Genomic DNA, 15,097 nt, shown 5'->3' on the forward strand with positions numbered 1-15,097 from the left:
CGTAACAGAAAGCGTTTTCTCAAAAACTAACAAAGGGCTATACAGGAGTCAAGAAAACGTTTACTTTGGTACAAAGCCGCTGTTGTTCAGCACCGTCGAAAGATGCCGGAAGAGGCCGTTGCGGGAGATCCTGCAGAACGGCCGGATTGGCCACAAAGGCGGTGCATACACTGATCGCGCAGACGATCACCAAGACGTGGAGGGCCACGATGACCAAAGGAGACCACATGGCCGCTAAACACATCCCCAGGGCTACGCGCCCGGCAGGCATGCCGGCAGCGGGCCCGCTGTGCCGGACGGAGTTGACGCAGTGAGCGCCATTAGCGAACTCAGCTCGATCTCCCGCCGCAAGGGCAAAGCCACTGCTGAGGAGAAAAAGGCCAACGGCCGCGACAACAAGGCCGCATATATCTTCCTGCTGCCATGGCTGGTGGGGCTCGTCGCCATCACCATCGGCCCCATGCTGATGTCCCTGTACCTGTCCTTCACGGACTACAACCTGCTCCAGCCGCCGGAATGGACCGGCCTGGACAACTTCACCCGCATGCTCAGCGACGCCCGGCTGCACAATTCGCTGCGGGTGACGTTCACCTACGTCTTCGTTGGCGTACCGCTCCAGCTGGCCGTCGCGCTGTTGATCGCCCTGGTTCTTGATAAAGGCCTGCGCGGACTCCCGTTCTATCGTTCGGTGTTCTACCTGCCCTCCCTGCTGGGCGGCTCAGTCGCTGTTGCCATCCTGTGGAAGCAGATCTTCGGCACCACGGGCCTGGTGAACCAGGTCCTGGCCATGTTCGGCATCCAGGGGCCCGGCTGGATCTCGGATCCCAGCACGGCCCTGGGCTCGATCATCCTGCTGCACGTCTGGACGTTCGGCGCTCCCATGATCATCTTCCTGGCCGGTCTGCGCCAGATCCCGGTCATGTACTACGAAGCAGCCAAGGTTGACGGTGCGAGTACCCTGCAGCAGTTCCGGCGGATCACCATGCCGATGCTCAGCCCCATCATCTTCTTCAACCTGGTGCTCCAGATCATCGGCTCGTTCCAGTCATTCACCCAGGCGTTCATCGTCTCCGGCGGCAATGGCGGTCCTTCCGACTCGACCATGTTCTTCACGCTGTACCTCTACCAAAAGGGCTTCGGCCAGTTCGACATGGGCTACGCCTCGGCGATGGCCTGGTTCCTGCTGGTCATCATCGGTGTGTTCACCGCCATCAACTTCATCGCTTCTAAGTATTGGGTTTTCTATGACGACTAAGCTTGAGACGCTGCCCGCTCCGGACAAGAAGACACCCGGTGCCGGCAAGCCTACGAACCGCAAGCCCAAGGTGCGCGAGTCCCGGGGGACCCTGGCGTTCAGCCGGACGCAGCGCAGCAAGGCGCTGATGAAGCACGCCATCCTGATCGTCGCCGGCGGCCTGATGATCTATCCGCTCCTGTGGATGGTGGTGTCCTCGCTGCGGCCCAACGAGCTGATCTTCCGCGAGCCGGGACTGTGGCTTAACAGCCTGGAAATGGGCAACTACACCGATGGCTGGTCTGCCCTGACCCACCCGTTCGGCCACTACATGCTCAACTCGGCGATCGTGGTGCTGGGATCCATCCTGGGGAACCTGATCTCCTGCTCCATGGCGGCCTACGCCTTCGCCCGGCTGCAGTTCACCGGCAAGAAGCTGTTCTTTGGCATCATGCTTTTGACCATCATGCTGCCATTCCACGTGATCATCGTTCCGCAGTACATCCTGTTCTCGCAGATCGGCTGGGTGAACACCTTCTGGCCGCTGATTGTGCCCAAGCTCCTGGCGACGGATGCGTTTTTCGTGTTCCTCATGGTGCAGTTCATCCGGGGCATTCCCAAGGAGCTGGATGAGGCCGCAAGGATCGACGGCGCGGGGCACCCCCGGATCTTCCTGCGGGTCATCCTGCCGCTGATGGTGCCGGCCCTGGCCACCACCACCATCTTCACGTTCATCTGGACGTGGAACGACTTCTTCGGGGCGCTCATCTACCTGACTGATCCGGACATGTTCACCGTTCCGGTGGCGTTGCGGGCCTTCGTGGACTCGCAGTCCGCCACGAGCTGGGGTTCGCTCTTCGCGATGTCCATCGTGTCCCTGCTGCCGGTGTTCCTGGTGTTCCTGTTCGGGCAGCGCTTCCTGATCAAGGGAATCGCGACGACGGGTATCAAATAGGCCTGCCGGCTCACGTCTGCGCGGGGTGGATGGGTGTTCGTCGCCCGTCCACCCCGTTTTTGTCGGGCGGCCGTTTAAGTCAGCAGGCCAAACGTTAAATCAGCAGGCCAAACGTCTTGTAATACAAGTGGCTTGCTTGTATCATCAGTGATGAGAAAGCGTTTTCTCGTCAACTTTCCAGCCCACTTTTCGAACTCAATCAGCTTTCAAGATCAAAGAAGATCGGAGAATCCAGTGCCGCTATTTTCCCGCCCTGCCTCAGCCGCCAGTCGTGGCGCAGCAGAGGCCACATCCGCCCGGGCCGGGCGGAGGCTCCGCCGAACCGGCGCAGTTGCCGCAGCTGCCGCCGTCGTCCTTGCCCTCAGTGCCTGCGGCGGGGGAGCCGCCCCGCAAAGTGCCGACGGCAAGGTTGAGCTCCGTTTCTCCTGGTGGGGAGGAGACAAGCGTGCGCAACTGACGCAGGCTGCGATCGCGGCCTTCGAAGCCGAGAACCCGAACATCAAGATCAAGCCGGAGTTCGGCGACTGGAGCGGTTACTGGGACAAGCTCGCCACGCAGGTTGCTGCCAACGACGCCCCGGACATCATCCAGATGGACGAAAAATACATCACGGAGTACTCCTCCCGCGGCGCCCTGCTGGACCTTTCCAAATACGACATTGACACGTCGAAGCTTGACGAAGCCGCCCTTAACGCCGGGAAGAGCGAAGACGGCCTGACGGGCATTGCCGCCGGCATCAACGCTGCAACCATCCTGGCCAACCCGGCAGTCTTCAAGGCCGCAGGCGTTGCGCTGCCCGACGACAAGACCTGGACGTGGGAGGACTTCGAGCGCATCGCGGCCGAGGTCACCGCGAAGTCGCCGAAGGGTACGTATGGCGCTGCGGCCTACGGCACCGATGAAGCCTCGCTCGGCGTATGGCTCCGGCAGAACGGCAAGTCGCTGTACACCAGCGACGGGAAGCTGGGTTTTGAGCCGGGCGACATCGCCGAGTGGTGGGCTTTCCTGAAGGAACTCAGTGAGAAGAAGGCCGTGCCCTCCGCCTCGGAAGTGGTTGAGGCCGAGGCCGCAGCGCTGGACCAGAGCGGCCTGGCGACAGGCAAGAACGGACTCGCGTTCTGGTGGTCCAACCAGCTTCCCGCGCTGGAGAAGGCCGCCGGCGGAGAGCTCCAGATCCTGCGGTTCCCGTCCAAGACCGGCAGCTCAGCGGATGCCAAGCTTTGGTACAAGGCCTCGCAGTTCTGGTCAGCTTCGTCACGCACCAAGCACCCGGAAGAAACCGCTAAATTCATCGACTTCCTGGCCAACAACACCAAGGCCGGCGAAGCGCTCCTGGCCGACCGCGGCGTTTACCCCAACTCCGATGTCCGGGCAGCAATCGCACCCAAGCTGACCCCCGCCGACATCAAGGTGGTCAAGTTCATCGACCAGATCAAGGGCGAACTCGGCGAGGCCCCGGCACCGCCGCCGAAGGGCGCGGGCGCCATCCAGGAAATCGTCAAGCGCTACACCTCGGAGGTTCTCTTCAACCGGCTGTCCACGGAGGAAGCCGGCAAGAAGGCAGTCGATGAAATGAAGTCAGCCATCAGCAGCTAGCACGCAGGGCTGAGCAGCCGGAAAACCTAGGCCTGTCCGCAGATCCTGACCTTTTAGGCCAGGCTCTGCGGACAGGCCTCTGTCATGGTGCGGCGGGGCGGCCGGCGGGACGGCCCGGGCGGCCTAAGGCTGCCCGTGCCGCCCCGATCCAGGTCAGTCCTCCGCGATCACCGCCACGCCGCCGGCCGGAACCGTGCCGGTGAACCGCTCGCCGGACAGCAGCTCAGCCCCTGCCACGCGGACGCTGGCATCGGCGCGTGAGTGGTTGATGGCAAAGATGAAGCTGGTGCCGTCGCCGGTGCGGCGTCGCGATAATTCGACGCCGTGGTCCGCCTCCGCCACTGCGGAAACTCCCGACTCGGCGAGCAGCCGGTCCACCAGCGCCTCGATGCCGTCCCCGTCCGGGAAGGTTGCCAGGTACCAGGCTGAGCCCGCTCCGGCGGAGCGCCGCGTCAGGGCGGGGACTCCCTCCAGCGGGTATTCCGTGAACGTCTGTACCGATTCAGCCCCGGCCGCGTGCACGTGCTCGCTCCACACGCGCCCCACTCCGCCGTCGCTGAGCTTGGCCGTGGCATCGGCCAGCAGTGGGTGGAATTCCTCCACCCGGATGCCCAGCAGGTCCCGGAACGCGCCCGGGTACCCGCCGAGGCGGATGTGGTCCTGTTCGTCAACAAGCCCGCTGAAGTAGCTGACCAGGACTGTTGCGCCGGCGCCGGCAGCCGCGGCGATGTTCTCCGCTGCGGCGTCGGTGACGTTGTACAGGGTGCACACCAGCACCAGGTCGTAATCCTCCAGGGAGGCGGAAGGGTGCACAAAATCCGTCGAAACCCCGCGCAGGAACAGGGAGCGGTGGAAGGCGCGCATCAGGTCCAGGTACTTCACATCCTGGCTGGGGTGGGAATCCAGTTCGCTGGCCCACCAGGCCTCATAGTCGAAGACGATGGCCACGCGCGACTCAACGCGCGATCCCCGCACCGCGGCCAGCTTCCGGAGCGCGGCGCCGAGCCCCACCACCTCCTGGAAGATGCGCGTGTCCCGTCCGCCGTGGGGGACCATGGCGGAGTGGAACTTCTCCGAACCGGCGAAGCTCTGCCGCCACTGGAAGAACATCACGGCATCCGCGCCGCGGGCCACGTGTGACAGGGCGTTGCGCAGCATCTCGCCGGGCATCTTGGGCTGGTTGCGGGGCTGCCAGTTCACTGCCGACGTCGAATGTTCCATCAGGATCCACGGTTCGCCGCCCGCAACGCCGCGCGTGAGGTCCGCGCTGAATGCGAGTTCGACCTGACGCTCCGGATCGGCGGCCACGAGGTAGTGGTCGTTGGCGATCACGTCCAGGTCCTTGGCCCAGTCAAAGTAGTCCATGGATTTGGTGGCGCTGGAAACCATGAGGTTGGTGGTGGCGGGCACCCCTGGCGTTACTTCGCGCAGCACTTCGAGCAGGGAGCGGTAATAATCCATCAGGGCCCAGGAGCTGAAGCGCTGGAAGTCCAGCTGCTGCCCCGGATTCAGCGTGGACGGCGCCACTGCGGGCGGCAGGACCTCCTCGAACGAGGCGTAATGCTGGGACCAGAATGCCGTTCCCCATGCCGCGTTCAGGGCTTCGATGCTCCCGTACCGACGCTCAAGCCAGCGGCGGAAGGCGGCCGCGTCCTCGTCGCCGTAAAACTCCGAAACGTGGCAGCCGAGTTCGTTGTCCACGTGCCACAGCGCCAGTGCAGGGTGGTCCTTGTAGCGCTCTGCCAGCACCCGGGTGATGCCGGTTGCGTAGCGCCGGTAAACGGCCGACGACGGCGTGTAGTGCCGCCGGGAGCCCGGTCCCAGCACGGTTCCGTCAGCGGTGACCGGGAGGATTTCCGGATGCTTGCGCACCAGCCATGCCGGGGGCGCGGCAGTTGCTGTCGCGAGGGCCACCTTGATGCCCGCTGCGGCCAGGTTGTCCAGGACGTCGTCCAGCCAGCCAAAGTCGTAGTCGCCTTCGGAAGGCTCCAGCAGGCCCCACGAAAAAATGCCCACGCTGAGGAACGTAACACCGGCTTCCTTCATGAGCTCCAGGTCCTCCAGCCGGGTGCTGGCCGGCCATTGCTCGGGGTTGTAGTCGCCCCCGTAGGCGATACCTTCGAGGCTGCTCCACACCGCTGGTGGAGTGGATATTTCCTGGGATGACATGTGACTCCTTCGTCGAGGCCGGTGCACGATCATGGCATGAAAGCAGATGTTTGGAAAACGCTTGCCCAAATGTGTGAATGAGGATATTGTATCGTTTCAGAAAGCACGTGTAAGCCAGGTCACCACCCTCGTTGAAGAGAATCACAGGGAATCGCGCTTACACAACCGAGCAAGGAGGCTCTAATGATCAGCAGAAGGAATTTCCTCACCACAGTGGCGCTGGGCACCGCATCTGCCGCAGCCCTGGCTGCGTGCGGACAGTCCGCCCCCGCACAGACCGGTTCGGCACAGAACCCGGTCACCATCAATTACACCTGGTGGGGCAACGATGACCGCGCCACCCGCACCCGCAAGGCCATCGAACTGTTCGAGTCCAAGAACCCCGACATCAAGGTCAACGGCAACTTCACCGACTTTGCCGGCTACTGGCAGAAGCGCGCCACCGAGGCTGCCGGCGGCGGCCTGCCGGACGTCATGCAGTGGGACCTCTCGTACCTGCGGGACTATGGCCAGCGGAACCAGCTCCTGGACCTCAGCACCGTGAAGATTGACACCTCGGGCTTCGACAAGTCGCTGCTGCCGTCCGGCCAGATCAAGGGCAAGACCTACGGCATCCCCACCAGCACCAACGCTTTCGCCGTCTACTACGATCCTGCCAAGCTCAAGACCCTCGGCGTTTCCGAGCCCGACGGCAGCTGGACCTACGACGAATACAAGTCCTGGCTCAAGGAGGTCGGCGCCAAGGGCAACGGCACCTTCTTCGGTTCCACGGATTTCACCGGCATCTGGTGGCAGTTCAACATCTGGCTCCGCCAGAAGAACATCGAAGCCTTCACCGAGGACGGCAAGCTCGGCTTCAGCAAGGACGACCTGAAGACCTGGTGGAACATGGCTTCGGACCTGCGCGGTACCCCGGCCCTGGTCTCCGAGGAACGGACCACCCAGCTGGCACCCAAGTCGCCGTTCGGCTCCAACGTGACCGTCGCGGAAAACACCTGGGACAACTTCATGGCCGGCTACCTCGCCGACAGCGGCGCCAAGGAACTGAAGATCGTCCCCGTTCCCTCCGACGACCCGGACAACCTGGGCCTGTTCCTCAAGCCCTCGATGCTCATGGTGGCCAGCGCCAAGACCAAGTTCAAGGACGCCTCCGCACGCTTCATCGACTTTATGATCAACGACCCCGAGGTGGGCCAGATCTTCAAGACCTCCCGCGGCGTTCCCGCCTCGAAGAAGCAGCGCGACGGCACCACCTTCGAGGGCACCGACAAGATCGTGGTGGACTACGAGAAGTCCATCGAAAAGTACCTCAAGGATGCTCCCGAGCCGCCCATCGTCGGTTTCGGCACCCTGGAGGCCTCGTTCAAGCGGATCAGTTCGGACCTGAACTTCGGCAAGCTGACCGTTGACTCGGCGGCCGACGCCTGGTTCAAGGAAGCCGAAGACCTCATCAAGCAGAACGCCTGAGCAGCGTATTGTCTGCCCGACGTTCACAACTGACGGAATGAACTCGTGACTCAAAGCCCAACCCTGAGCAGGCGTTCGACGTCGTCCACCCCGCCGCTGCCGCGCAAGTCGCGGCAGCGGGGGGCGGATGCCCGCGCCGGCTACACCTTCCTGCTGCCCTGGCTGCTGGGATTCATCGCCCTGACCGTGGGCCCGATGATCTCCTCGCTCTACCTGTCCTTCACCAACTACAACCTCTTCGAGCCGCCCAAATGGATCGGCCTGGACAACTACACCACCCTGTTCCAGGACGAACGGTTCCTGCAGTCGGTGGGCGTGACCCTGTCCTACGTGGTCTTCGGCACCCCGCTCAAGCTCGCCGCCGCACTCGCGGTGGCCATGCTCCTGAACAGCAAGCGCAAGGGGCAGGGCTTCTACCGCTCCGCGTTCTACGCCCCGTCCCTGATCGGCGCGTCCGTGTCCATCGCGATCGTCTGGAAGGCGATGTTCGGCGACGCCGGCCCGGTGGACCAGGGCCTGTCCTTCTTCGGCATCAACCTTGGCGGCTGGGTGGGCAACCCCTCCATGACCATGCCCATGATGATCCTTTTGACCGTCTGGCAGTTCGGCGCCCCGATGGTGATCTTCCTCGCCGGCCTGAAGCAGATCCCCGCGGACCTTTACGAAGCGGCGTCCATGGACGGCGCCGGTCCGGTGCGGAAGTTCTTCAACATCACCTGGCCCATGCTTTCGCCGGTGATCTTCTTCAACCTGCTGATGGAAACCATCCACGCCTTCCAGATCTTCGCCTCTGCCTACATCATCTCCAACGGTGAAGGCGGCCCGGCCGGCTCCACCCTCTTCTACACCCTCTACCTCTACCTCCGCGGCTTCTCCGACTTCCGGATGGGCTACGCCTCGGCGATGGCCTGGCTCCTGGTGATCGTGGTGGGCATCATCACGCTCATCTTCTTCAAAACCTCCAAGTCCTGGGTCCACTACAGCGGTGATTCGAAATGACAACCATGGCAACACCCACCCAGCCGAAAGCCGGCGGCACCGCCCCCGCTCCGGCGCCCGAATACAACCCGAAGTCCGAGTCCGTCGGTGCCAAGCGCGCCAAGAGCCTCATTTTCCACATCGTGGCCCTCGCCCTCACGGCCGTCGTCCTCTACCCGGCGCTGTGGATGGTGGCCTCGTCCTTCAAGCCGAACGCCGAAATCGGCGGCACCAACACCTCCCTGTGGTCCAGCAACTTCAGCTTCGACAACTTCGCCACCGCCATGGAGGGGATCGGCGGGGTGTCCACCTTGCAGTTCTTCACCAACTCCCTGGTCCTGGCCATCGGCGCCGTGGTGGGCACCATCCTCTCGGCCAGCGTCTCGGCCTACGCCTTCGCCCGGATCAAGTTCCCGGGCCGCAGCGCGCTGTTCGGCATGATGATTGCCACCCTGCTGCTGCCCTTCCACGTGGTGATCATCCCGCAGTACATCATCTTCCAGCAGCTGGGCCTCGTGGACACCTACATCCCGCTGCTGATCGGCAAGTTCCTGGCCGCGGACGCGTTCTTCGTGTTCCTGATGGTCCAGTTCATGCGCAACCTCCCTGCCGAACTCGACGAAGCGGCACGCATCGACGGCGCCGGCCACGTCCGGATCTTCACCTCCATCATGCTCCCGCTGATGAAACCCGCCCTGATCTCGACGTCGATCTTCTCCTTCATCTGGAGCTGGAACGACTTCCTCGGCCCCCTGCTCTACCTCAACACCCCGGAAAAGTACCCGCTGCCGCTGGCCCTGCGACTCTTCGTGGACCAGACCCAGTCCTCTGACTATGGCGCCATGATCGCCATGTCCGTCCTGGCCCTGCTGCCGGTCCTGATCTTCTTCCTGGTCTTCCAGCGCTACATCGTCGAAGGCGTCTCCACCCAGGGCCTCAAGGGCTGACAGGATATGAGCATCATGGACAGCACCACGCCCGCCCCAGGCCGCGACGACCGCATCCCGGTAAACCGCTTTGCCCTGTTTTCCGAGACCCTCCTGGCCGGAGTGCTGGTGCTGGTGCTGTCCATTCCGATGGTCACCATCCCGGCCGCCTATGCCGCCGGGATCGCGCACCTTGAACGCCACCTCTCCGGCAGGGATGACTCCCTCCGCGCCCTCTGGGGCACGTTCCGCTCGGCGCTGCCGGGCAGCTGGAAGCTGGGAATCACGACGGCGGCAGCCGCCGTCGTGATTGTCCTTAACCTGTTGCTCGCATGGGTGGGGCAGCTTCCGGGCAGGGAAGTGGTCCTGCCGGCAACCCTCATCCTGGCTGCCGCCGCAGCCGTCCTGCTCCTGCGCACCGCTGCTGCATGGTCTGACGTTACGGGCACCGCGGCTCCGGGCAGCGCCTGGACCGCAGCCTTTGGGACCGCCAAGACTATTTCGCTCCGCGACTGGACCGGTTCCCTCCTGCTGGCCGCCGCCCTCTTCGCGGGAGTGGTGTTCGTCTGGATGCTGGCAGCCCTGTTCGTTGTGGTTCCCGGGACCCTGATCCTGGCCTCGGCCGCCGTCAAGATGCGCTCGGCGCGCGCGTAGCACCACCAGCCCCCACACACCGTCCCAGCAGGTCCACTTCACTACCGAGTTGAGCCAGACGTGTCTTCCGACCGCACCCCGTCCGCTGAGTCCCTCCAAGAACAAGCTTCAGAACGGCCGCTTCGCTGGTACCACCCCCTGGCGCAGCGCAACTACCGGCTCTTCATTGCCATTCAGCTCGCGGGCAGCACCGGGGTCTGGATGCAGCGCCTCGCCCAGGACTGGCTGGTCCTGCAACTGACGGGCAGCCCCGCTGCCGTGGGCGTGGCCGTGGCGCTCCAATTCCTGCCCATGCTGGTGGTGGGCCCGCTCAGCGGCATCCTGGTGGACCTGTTTCCGAAGCGCCGCATCCTGCTGATCTGCCAGTTCATCACCGCGCTGCTGGCCCTGGCCCTCGCGGTCCTGGACGCCGGCGGCGGCATCACCGTCTGGGCCGTGTACGCCTGTTGCGTGGCCCTGGGCATCACGTCCGCCGTCGACGGTCCGGCCCGCCAGGTGTTCGTGAACGAGGTGGTGGGCGACGCCGCGTTGCGTCCCGCGATCGGGCTGAACAACGCGATCGGCCAGCTCGGCGCGATGGCTGGACCCGCCCTGGGCGGCCTGCTGATCGCCAAGGCGGGTTCCGCCGCCGCCTTTGCCGCGAACGCCGTCGTATGCCTGGCGGTGATTGGCCTGATCGCGGCGATCCGGACGTCCCGGCTCTACCCCGGCCCGCCGCCTCTCCGGGGCCGCGGGCAGATCCTCGCGGGGTTCCGCTACGTCCGCCGCCGGCCGTCCCTCCTGCTGGTAATGCTGCTGGCCGGGCTCCTCGGCGCGTTCGGCATGAACGGGCCGGTGGTACTGGCGGCATTCGCCGAAGATGTCTGGCACAGTGGCGCCGCCGGCTTCGGCATCTTCAACACGTTCAGCGCCGCGGGTGCCCTTGCAGGCGCGTTGCTGGCGGCGCGGCTCCGGACCCTGGGCCGGCGGGGGATCGTGGTGAGTGCCGGGCTGTTCGGGCTGACCCAGCTCGTGGCCGCGCTCATGCCCACGCAGGAACTGTTCGTGGCCATGCTGGTGCTGGTCGGCATCATGACGCTGCTCTTCCTGACCAGTGCGGCCACTACCGTCCAGCTGGAGGCCGGGGCGGACGTCCGCGGGCGCGTCCTGGCGCTCTACCTGCCGCTGCTGCTCGGCGGTCACGCCCTCGGCGGGCTGCTGGCCGGCTGGCTCACGGAAGAGTTCGGTGTGCGCACCGGCCTCGTGGTGACCGGAGCCCTCGGAATGCTGTCCGCCGCCGTCATCGGACTGCTGATGTGGCTGAACGCCCGACGGCGGTCCAGTACTGAGTTTTTGTCCAGATAACGCGAGCTAACCCTTGGGTATGTCCCTCGATCTGGACAAAAACTCGGCAGCGCCGCCTTATTGACTGTGACCGGGCGCACACTTAGGGTAGATGAGAAAGCGTTTTCTCGCCGAGTCGAACCCCATCAAAACCCAGCCGTCAAAAGGACATCGAATGATTTTTCGCGCCCTGAGATCCCGGACTCCCAAAATTGCGGCGGTGGCAGCAGCCCTCGCGCTGACCCTCTCAGGCTGCGGGGGCGGTGCGCAGTCCGATGCCGGCGGCCCGGTGACGCTGCGGTTTACCTGGTGGGGCTCGGACGTGCGGCACAAGATGACCCAGAAGCTCATTGACGCGTTCGAGGCCAAGAACCCGAACATCAAGATCGAGGGTGAATACGGGGAGTGGTCCGGCTACTGGGACAAGCTCGCCACCCAGGTGGCCTCCCAGAAGGCCCCGGACATCATCCAAATGGACCTGCAATATCTCGGTGAGTACGCCAAGCGCGGGGCGCTCCTGGATCTGAAGGACGTGGACCTGTCCAAATTCGACAAGGCTGCGGCCGACGCCGGCAAGACACCGGAAGGGCAGTTCGCCGTGACGGCCGGCATGAATGCGCTGGTGGTACTGGCCAACCCCGCGCTGGTCTCCGCCAGCGGCGTGGCCCTGCCGGATGACGAGTCCTGGACCTGGCAGGACTACGAGAAGACGGCTGCGGACATCACGGCCAACAGCAAGGCCGGCATCTACGGTTCCGGATCAATCACGGGTGACGCATCGTTCAATCTTTGGTTGCGCCAGCACGGGAAGTCCCTCTTCACCTCGGACGGGAAGCTGGGATTCGATGAGGCTGACGCCACGAAATACTTCGAGTTCCAAGCCGGCCTCCGCGACGCGAAGTCGGTGCCGCCGGCTTCGGTCATGACCGAAGAGGCCACCGCCGCGCTGGACCAGACAGGCCTGGCCACGAACAAGTTCGCCATGGGCTGGCTGTGGTCCAACCAGCTCGGCGCCCTCACCAAGGCTTCCGGCCAGCCGCTGGAAATCAAGCGGCCGCCGAGCACGGACGGTAACGCCAAATCGGCGCAGCAGTACTACAAAGCGTCCCAGCTCTGGTCCGCAAGCTCGCGCACCAAGCACCCGAAGGAAGCTCAACAGTTCATCGACTTCCTGGCCAACAGCGTCGAGGCCGGTGAAATCGCGCTGGCTGACCGCGGCATCCCCGGCAATACCGAGGTGCGCGACGCCATCACGCCCAAGCTGAGCGCGGCGGACGCCGCCACGGCCGCCTTCATCAACGACATTGCGGATGAAGTGGGCGATGCTCCCGTTGTCCCGCCGGCAGGGTCCAGCCCGGCCTCGGAGATCCTGACCCGCTTCACCACCGAGGTCCACTTTGGCAGGGTGAGCCCGGAGGAAGCCGCGAAGAAGTCGATCGAGGAACTTAGGAGCGCACTGGGCTAGCGCGCTCGGCCAGTGCACCTCGCCAACGCGGGTTAGCGGTGATCGGCCAATTCCGCAGCTTCCGCCGGGGACAGCGTGCCTGCTGCGATCCACACCGTGAAGGAGCGCCGGACGGATTCTCCCGCGGCGAGGATCACGGGCCGGTCCCACGCCAGGGCGGAGCCCACGCCGGGGTAGCCGGACAGGCGGACGAACCAGGGGTCCGGCGCCTCGGCAGGGGCGGCGAACACCAGGCTGGCCGCGCCCCCGGGGAAGATTCCCGTCCACGCCAGCCAGGGCGAGGCGGAGCCGTGGACAGCTGCCTCGCCCTGCCGGTCGGCGGTAAAGACACTCGCGGCGGAGCACGCGGGCAGCCGCCAGAAGAACCCGCCGTAGCCGCTTCCGGCAGCACCGTTGGAGCCGGGGCCGCCCAGCGAAGCGTCGACGACGGCGGTAAGTTCCGTTGCCAGGTCCAGCCGCCAGGTGCGGGCGTCCACCCGGCCGGCGCGGGTGGTGCGGAGCTCGCGGAGCAGTTCGCTGCCGTCCGGCGCCTGCCAGCTGAGTTCCTGATGGAGGGAGTCGCCGCCCGGCGATCCGGGCTCTGCCCTTGCGGACAGCTGCACGATCCGGCCGTGATCCGGGCGTTCCTCATATCTTCCGGCAGCGCGGGTGTAGGTTTTGCCGCCCCAGAAGTTCGTGCCGTTCACATCCTGCAGGGCGACGCCGGCGCCGAGGTGCCACGGGTGGTCCGCCGGAAGGTGGTCGGTGACGGTGACGCCGCCGAGCGAACGCACCGGATGCAGGTAGGGACGGGGTGAGAGCCGGGCTGCGACGCCGGAGCCGTTCCGCAGGGTGGCCAGCGCGGTGGCGCCGCTGTGCACGCCGGTTGCTGGGCCGCCGTCGTGCCCGGTGTCCTGCACGGAAAGTGACAACATGTCTGCGCCGCCGGCCGCCGGCAGGGCCCAGGGCAGGCCCAGCTCGCTGAAGGTGGCGTGCGCCGCCGTCGCCCGCTCCAGTGCATCTTCGATGCCGGAGACGACGGCGTGGGCCGAGTCGCCGTCGCCCACCCACTCCAGGTGCTCCCCGGCAATGAGAGCCGGGGCTTCGGCGGTGCGGATGGCTTCCAGTACCCGCATGAACGCGCCGCTGTCCGCAAGGGAGCTGATCAGCGGCGCGCGTCCGTGCTGGTCCTGGCGGCGGTGCCGCAGATGGTCCAGCAGGTTCTCTGTGAGGTCGTCCCGGCCAAACACCTCGTGGCGTTCGCCGGCGGCAGTGCTGACGCTGAGGCGGTCTTCGGTGTAGTGGAACACCGCGGTTCCTTCGCTGCCCTGCAGGGTGACGTACGGTTCCACGGACTCCTTGGCGCACAGGGTCAGCGCACAGGTCACGGGAAGGCCGGAGGCGGTGCGGACACGGATGACGGAGGTGTCGTCTGATTCGATGTCGTTGGCGCGGTAGAGGTCCGTTTCCACGGAGGCGAGGTCGTCCACGGTCCGTGCGCCGGCGATCCTCAAGGCGGTGGCGATGGCGTGCGCCAGCGGGTTGGTGGCCACACCGTCCACGACGTCGACGCCGTCCAGGCTTCGTTTCCCCGCCCAGCGCGACCGCGCGTAGTACGCGCGGTCCCGGACCCAGCGGCCGGTGGCGGAGATTCCCAGGAGGGTGCCGATTTCGCCGGCCTCGAGCAGGTCCTCGATGGCCTTCAGGGCATGCGAACCGAGGCTCTGGAAGCCGACCTGGACACTCCGTCCGGCAGCCGCGGCGGCGTCCTGCAGCCGGTTGAAGTCGGCCAGGGAAGCGACCGGGGGCTTTTCGAGGTAGAGGTCGGCATGGGGGAGGGCCGTGAGTGCCAAGGGTGCGTGCGTCTGAATGGGAGTGGCCACAATGACAAGGTCGAGCCCAGGCGTTGCGGCCAGGAGGTCGTCGAGATTGCCGAAGACTGCGGTTTCGGGAGGGAGCGCGCCGTCGGCCGGGGGATTCGGGTCGGCAACAGCCACGAGCGCGACCGCCCCGTCCTTCTGAAGCCTTTCGAGGTTGCGGAGGTGGTGGGTTCCGAAGCCGTGGACCCCTACCAGCGCCACCCTCGCCGCGGCGGAGGTGATCGTGACTTCTGTTGCCGGAATTCTGCCTTTTTCCGGGACGGGCGCGGACAGTGTGCCCATGGCTCTCCTCTTCTGTCCCCGGGACGGGGTTTGACGTCGGTGTCGTTGCTGGAAATCGCCGGGCAGGGGCCCGTTGCCGCCGCTGTCAGAGTAGGCCGGTGCGGCCTGCTGACACTCGTGGTAAGCGCTTTCCATATTACTCTCGCCAACAGTCTAACTCCGGCGGGTTCATTATGTAACGATTCAAAA

At 65.1% G+C, this 15,097-nt stretch carries 11 protein-coding genes; 9 read left to right on the forward strand and 2 right to left on the reverse strand.

The features are described from left to right. The first annotated feature begins 310 nt into the window (after positions 1–310). The 3 genes from JOE31_RS05840 to JOE31_RS05850 all read left to right on the forward strand — a co-directional run bounded on the left by JOE31_RS05840 (position 311) and on the right by JOE31_RS05850 (position 3,785). Positions 311–1,255 (forward strand): carbohydrate ABC transporter permease, encoded by a 945-nt coding sequence (locus JOE31_RS05840; RefSeq protein ID WP_043483689.1) that lies wholly within the window; start codon positions 311–313, stop codon positions 1,253–1,255. Next, a complete protein-coding gene (locus tag JOE31_RS05845) occupies positions 1,245–2,189 on the forward strand; it encodes a carbohydrate ABC transporter permease (RefSeq protein WP_011693152.1) in 945 nt (314 codons plus the stop codon). The genes JOE31_RS05840 and JOE31_RS05845 overlap by 11 nt, the downstream gene beginning before the upstream one ends. A gap of 234 nt (positions 2,190–2,423) precedes the next feature. Further along, a complete protein-coding gene (locus JOE31_RS05850; protein ID WP_209742561.1) occupies positions 2,424–3,785 on the forward strand; it encodes an ABC transporter substrate-binding protein in 1,362 nt (453 codons plus the stop codon). Positions 3,786–3,938: 153 nt separating this feature from the next. Here the strand turns inward: JOE31_RS05850 and JOE31_RS05855 are convergent, their stop codons facing one another. After that, positions 3,939–5,954, reverse strand: a complete 2,016-nt coding sequence (locus JOE31_RS05855; protein WP_209742562.1) for a beta-galactosidase — start codon at positions 5,952–5,954, stop codon at positions 3,939–3,941. A 183-nt stretch (positions 5,955–6,137) separates the two neighbouring features. Between JOE31_RS05855 and JOE31_RS05860 the strand changes: the two genes are divergently transcribed. The 6 genes from JOE31_RS05860 (at position 6,138) to JOE31_RS05885 (ending at position 12,767) form a co-directional block, all read left to right on the forward strand. Continuing rightward, positions 6,138–7,421, forward strand: coding sequence for an ABC transporter substrate-binding protein (locus JOE31_RS05860; RefSeq protein WP_209742563.1), 1,284 nt, complete (start codon positions 6,138–6,140; stop codon positions 7,419–7,421). Between the two features lie 45 nt (positions 7,422–7,466). Next, a complete protein-coding gene (locus JOE31_RS05865; protein WP_209742564.1) occupies positions 7,467–8,420 on the forward strand; it encodes a carbohydrate ABC transporter permease in 954 nt (317 codons plus the stop codon). After that, a complete protein-coding gene (locus tag JOE31_RS05870) occupies positions 8,417–9,346 on the forward strand; it encodes a carbohydrate ABC transporter permease (protein ID WP_209742565.1) in 930 nt (309 codons plus the stop codon). The genes JOE31_RS05865 and JOE31_RS05870 overlap by 4 nt, the downstream gene beginning before the upstream one ends. Before the next feature lie 6 nt (positions 9,347–9,352). Then, complete coding sequence (locus JOE31_RS05875) at positions 9,353–9,979, forward strand: Poxvirus protein I5 (RefSeq protein WP_209742566.1); 627 nt, start codon at positions 9,353–9,355, stop codon at positions 9,977–9,979. 60 nt (positions 9,980–10,039) lie between these two features. Further along, the gene (locus tag JOE31_RS05880; protein WP_209742567.1) at positions 10,040–11,323 is read left to right on the forward strand and encodes an MFS transporter; all 1,284 of its coding nucleotides are present in this window, start codon (positions 10,040–10,042) and stop codon (positions 11,321–11,323) included. 199 nt (positions 11,324–11,522) lie between these two features. Continuing rightward, positions 11,523–12,767, forward strand: a complete 1,245-nt coding sequence (locus tag JOE31_RS05885; RefSeq protein ID WP_307864377.1) for an extracellular solute-binding protein — start codon at positions 11,523–11,525, stop codon at positions 12,765–12,767. A 32-nt stretch (positions 12,768–12,799) separates the two neighbouring features. Here JOE31_RS05885 and JOE31_RS05890 read toward each other — a convergent pair whose 3' ends face one another. Then, entirely contained in the window at positions 12,800–14,908 is a 2,109-nt protein-coding gene (locus JOE31_RS05890; RefSeq protein ID WP_209742569.1) for a DUF6807 family protein, read from the reverse strand. Positions 14,909–15,097: the final 189 nt, after the last annotated feature.

The sequence above is a fragment of the Arthrobacter sp. PvP023 genome (assembly GCF_017832975.1).
GTDB lineage: Bacteria > Actinomycetota > Actinomycetes > Actinomycetales > Micrococcaceae > Arthrobacter.

Coding starts and splice junctions, on each gene's coding strand:
- JOE31_RS05845 (WP_011693152.1), top strand. CDS start 1,245: ATGACGACTAAGCTTGAGACGCTGCCCGCTCCGGACAAGAAGACACCC.
- JOE31_RS05855 (WP_209742562.1), bottom strand. CDS start 5,954: ATGTCATCCCAGGAAATATCCACTCCACCAGCGGTGTGGAGCAGCCTC.
- JOE31_RS05860 (WP_209742563.1), top strand. CDS start 6,138: ATGATCAGCAGAAGGAATTTCCTCACCACAGTGGCGCTGGGCACCGCA.
- JOE31_RS05870 (WP_209742565.1), top strand. CDS start 8,417: ATGACAACCATGGCAACACCCACCCAGCCGAAAGCCGGCGGCACCGCC.
- JOE31_RS05875 (WP_209742566.1), top strand. CDS start 9,353: ATGAGCATCATGGACAGCACCACGCCCGCCCCAGGCCGCGACGACCGC.
- JOE31_RS05890 (WP_209742569.1), bottom strand. CDS start 14,908: ATGGGCACACTGTCCGCGCCCGTCCCGGAAAAAGGCAGAATTCCGGCA.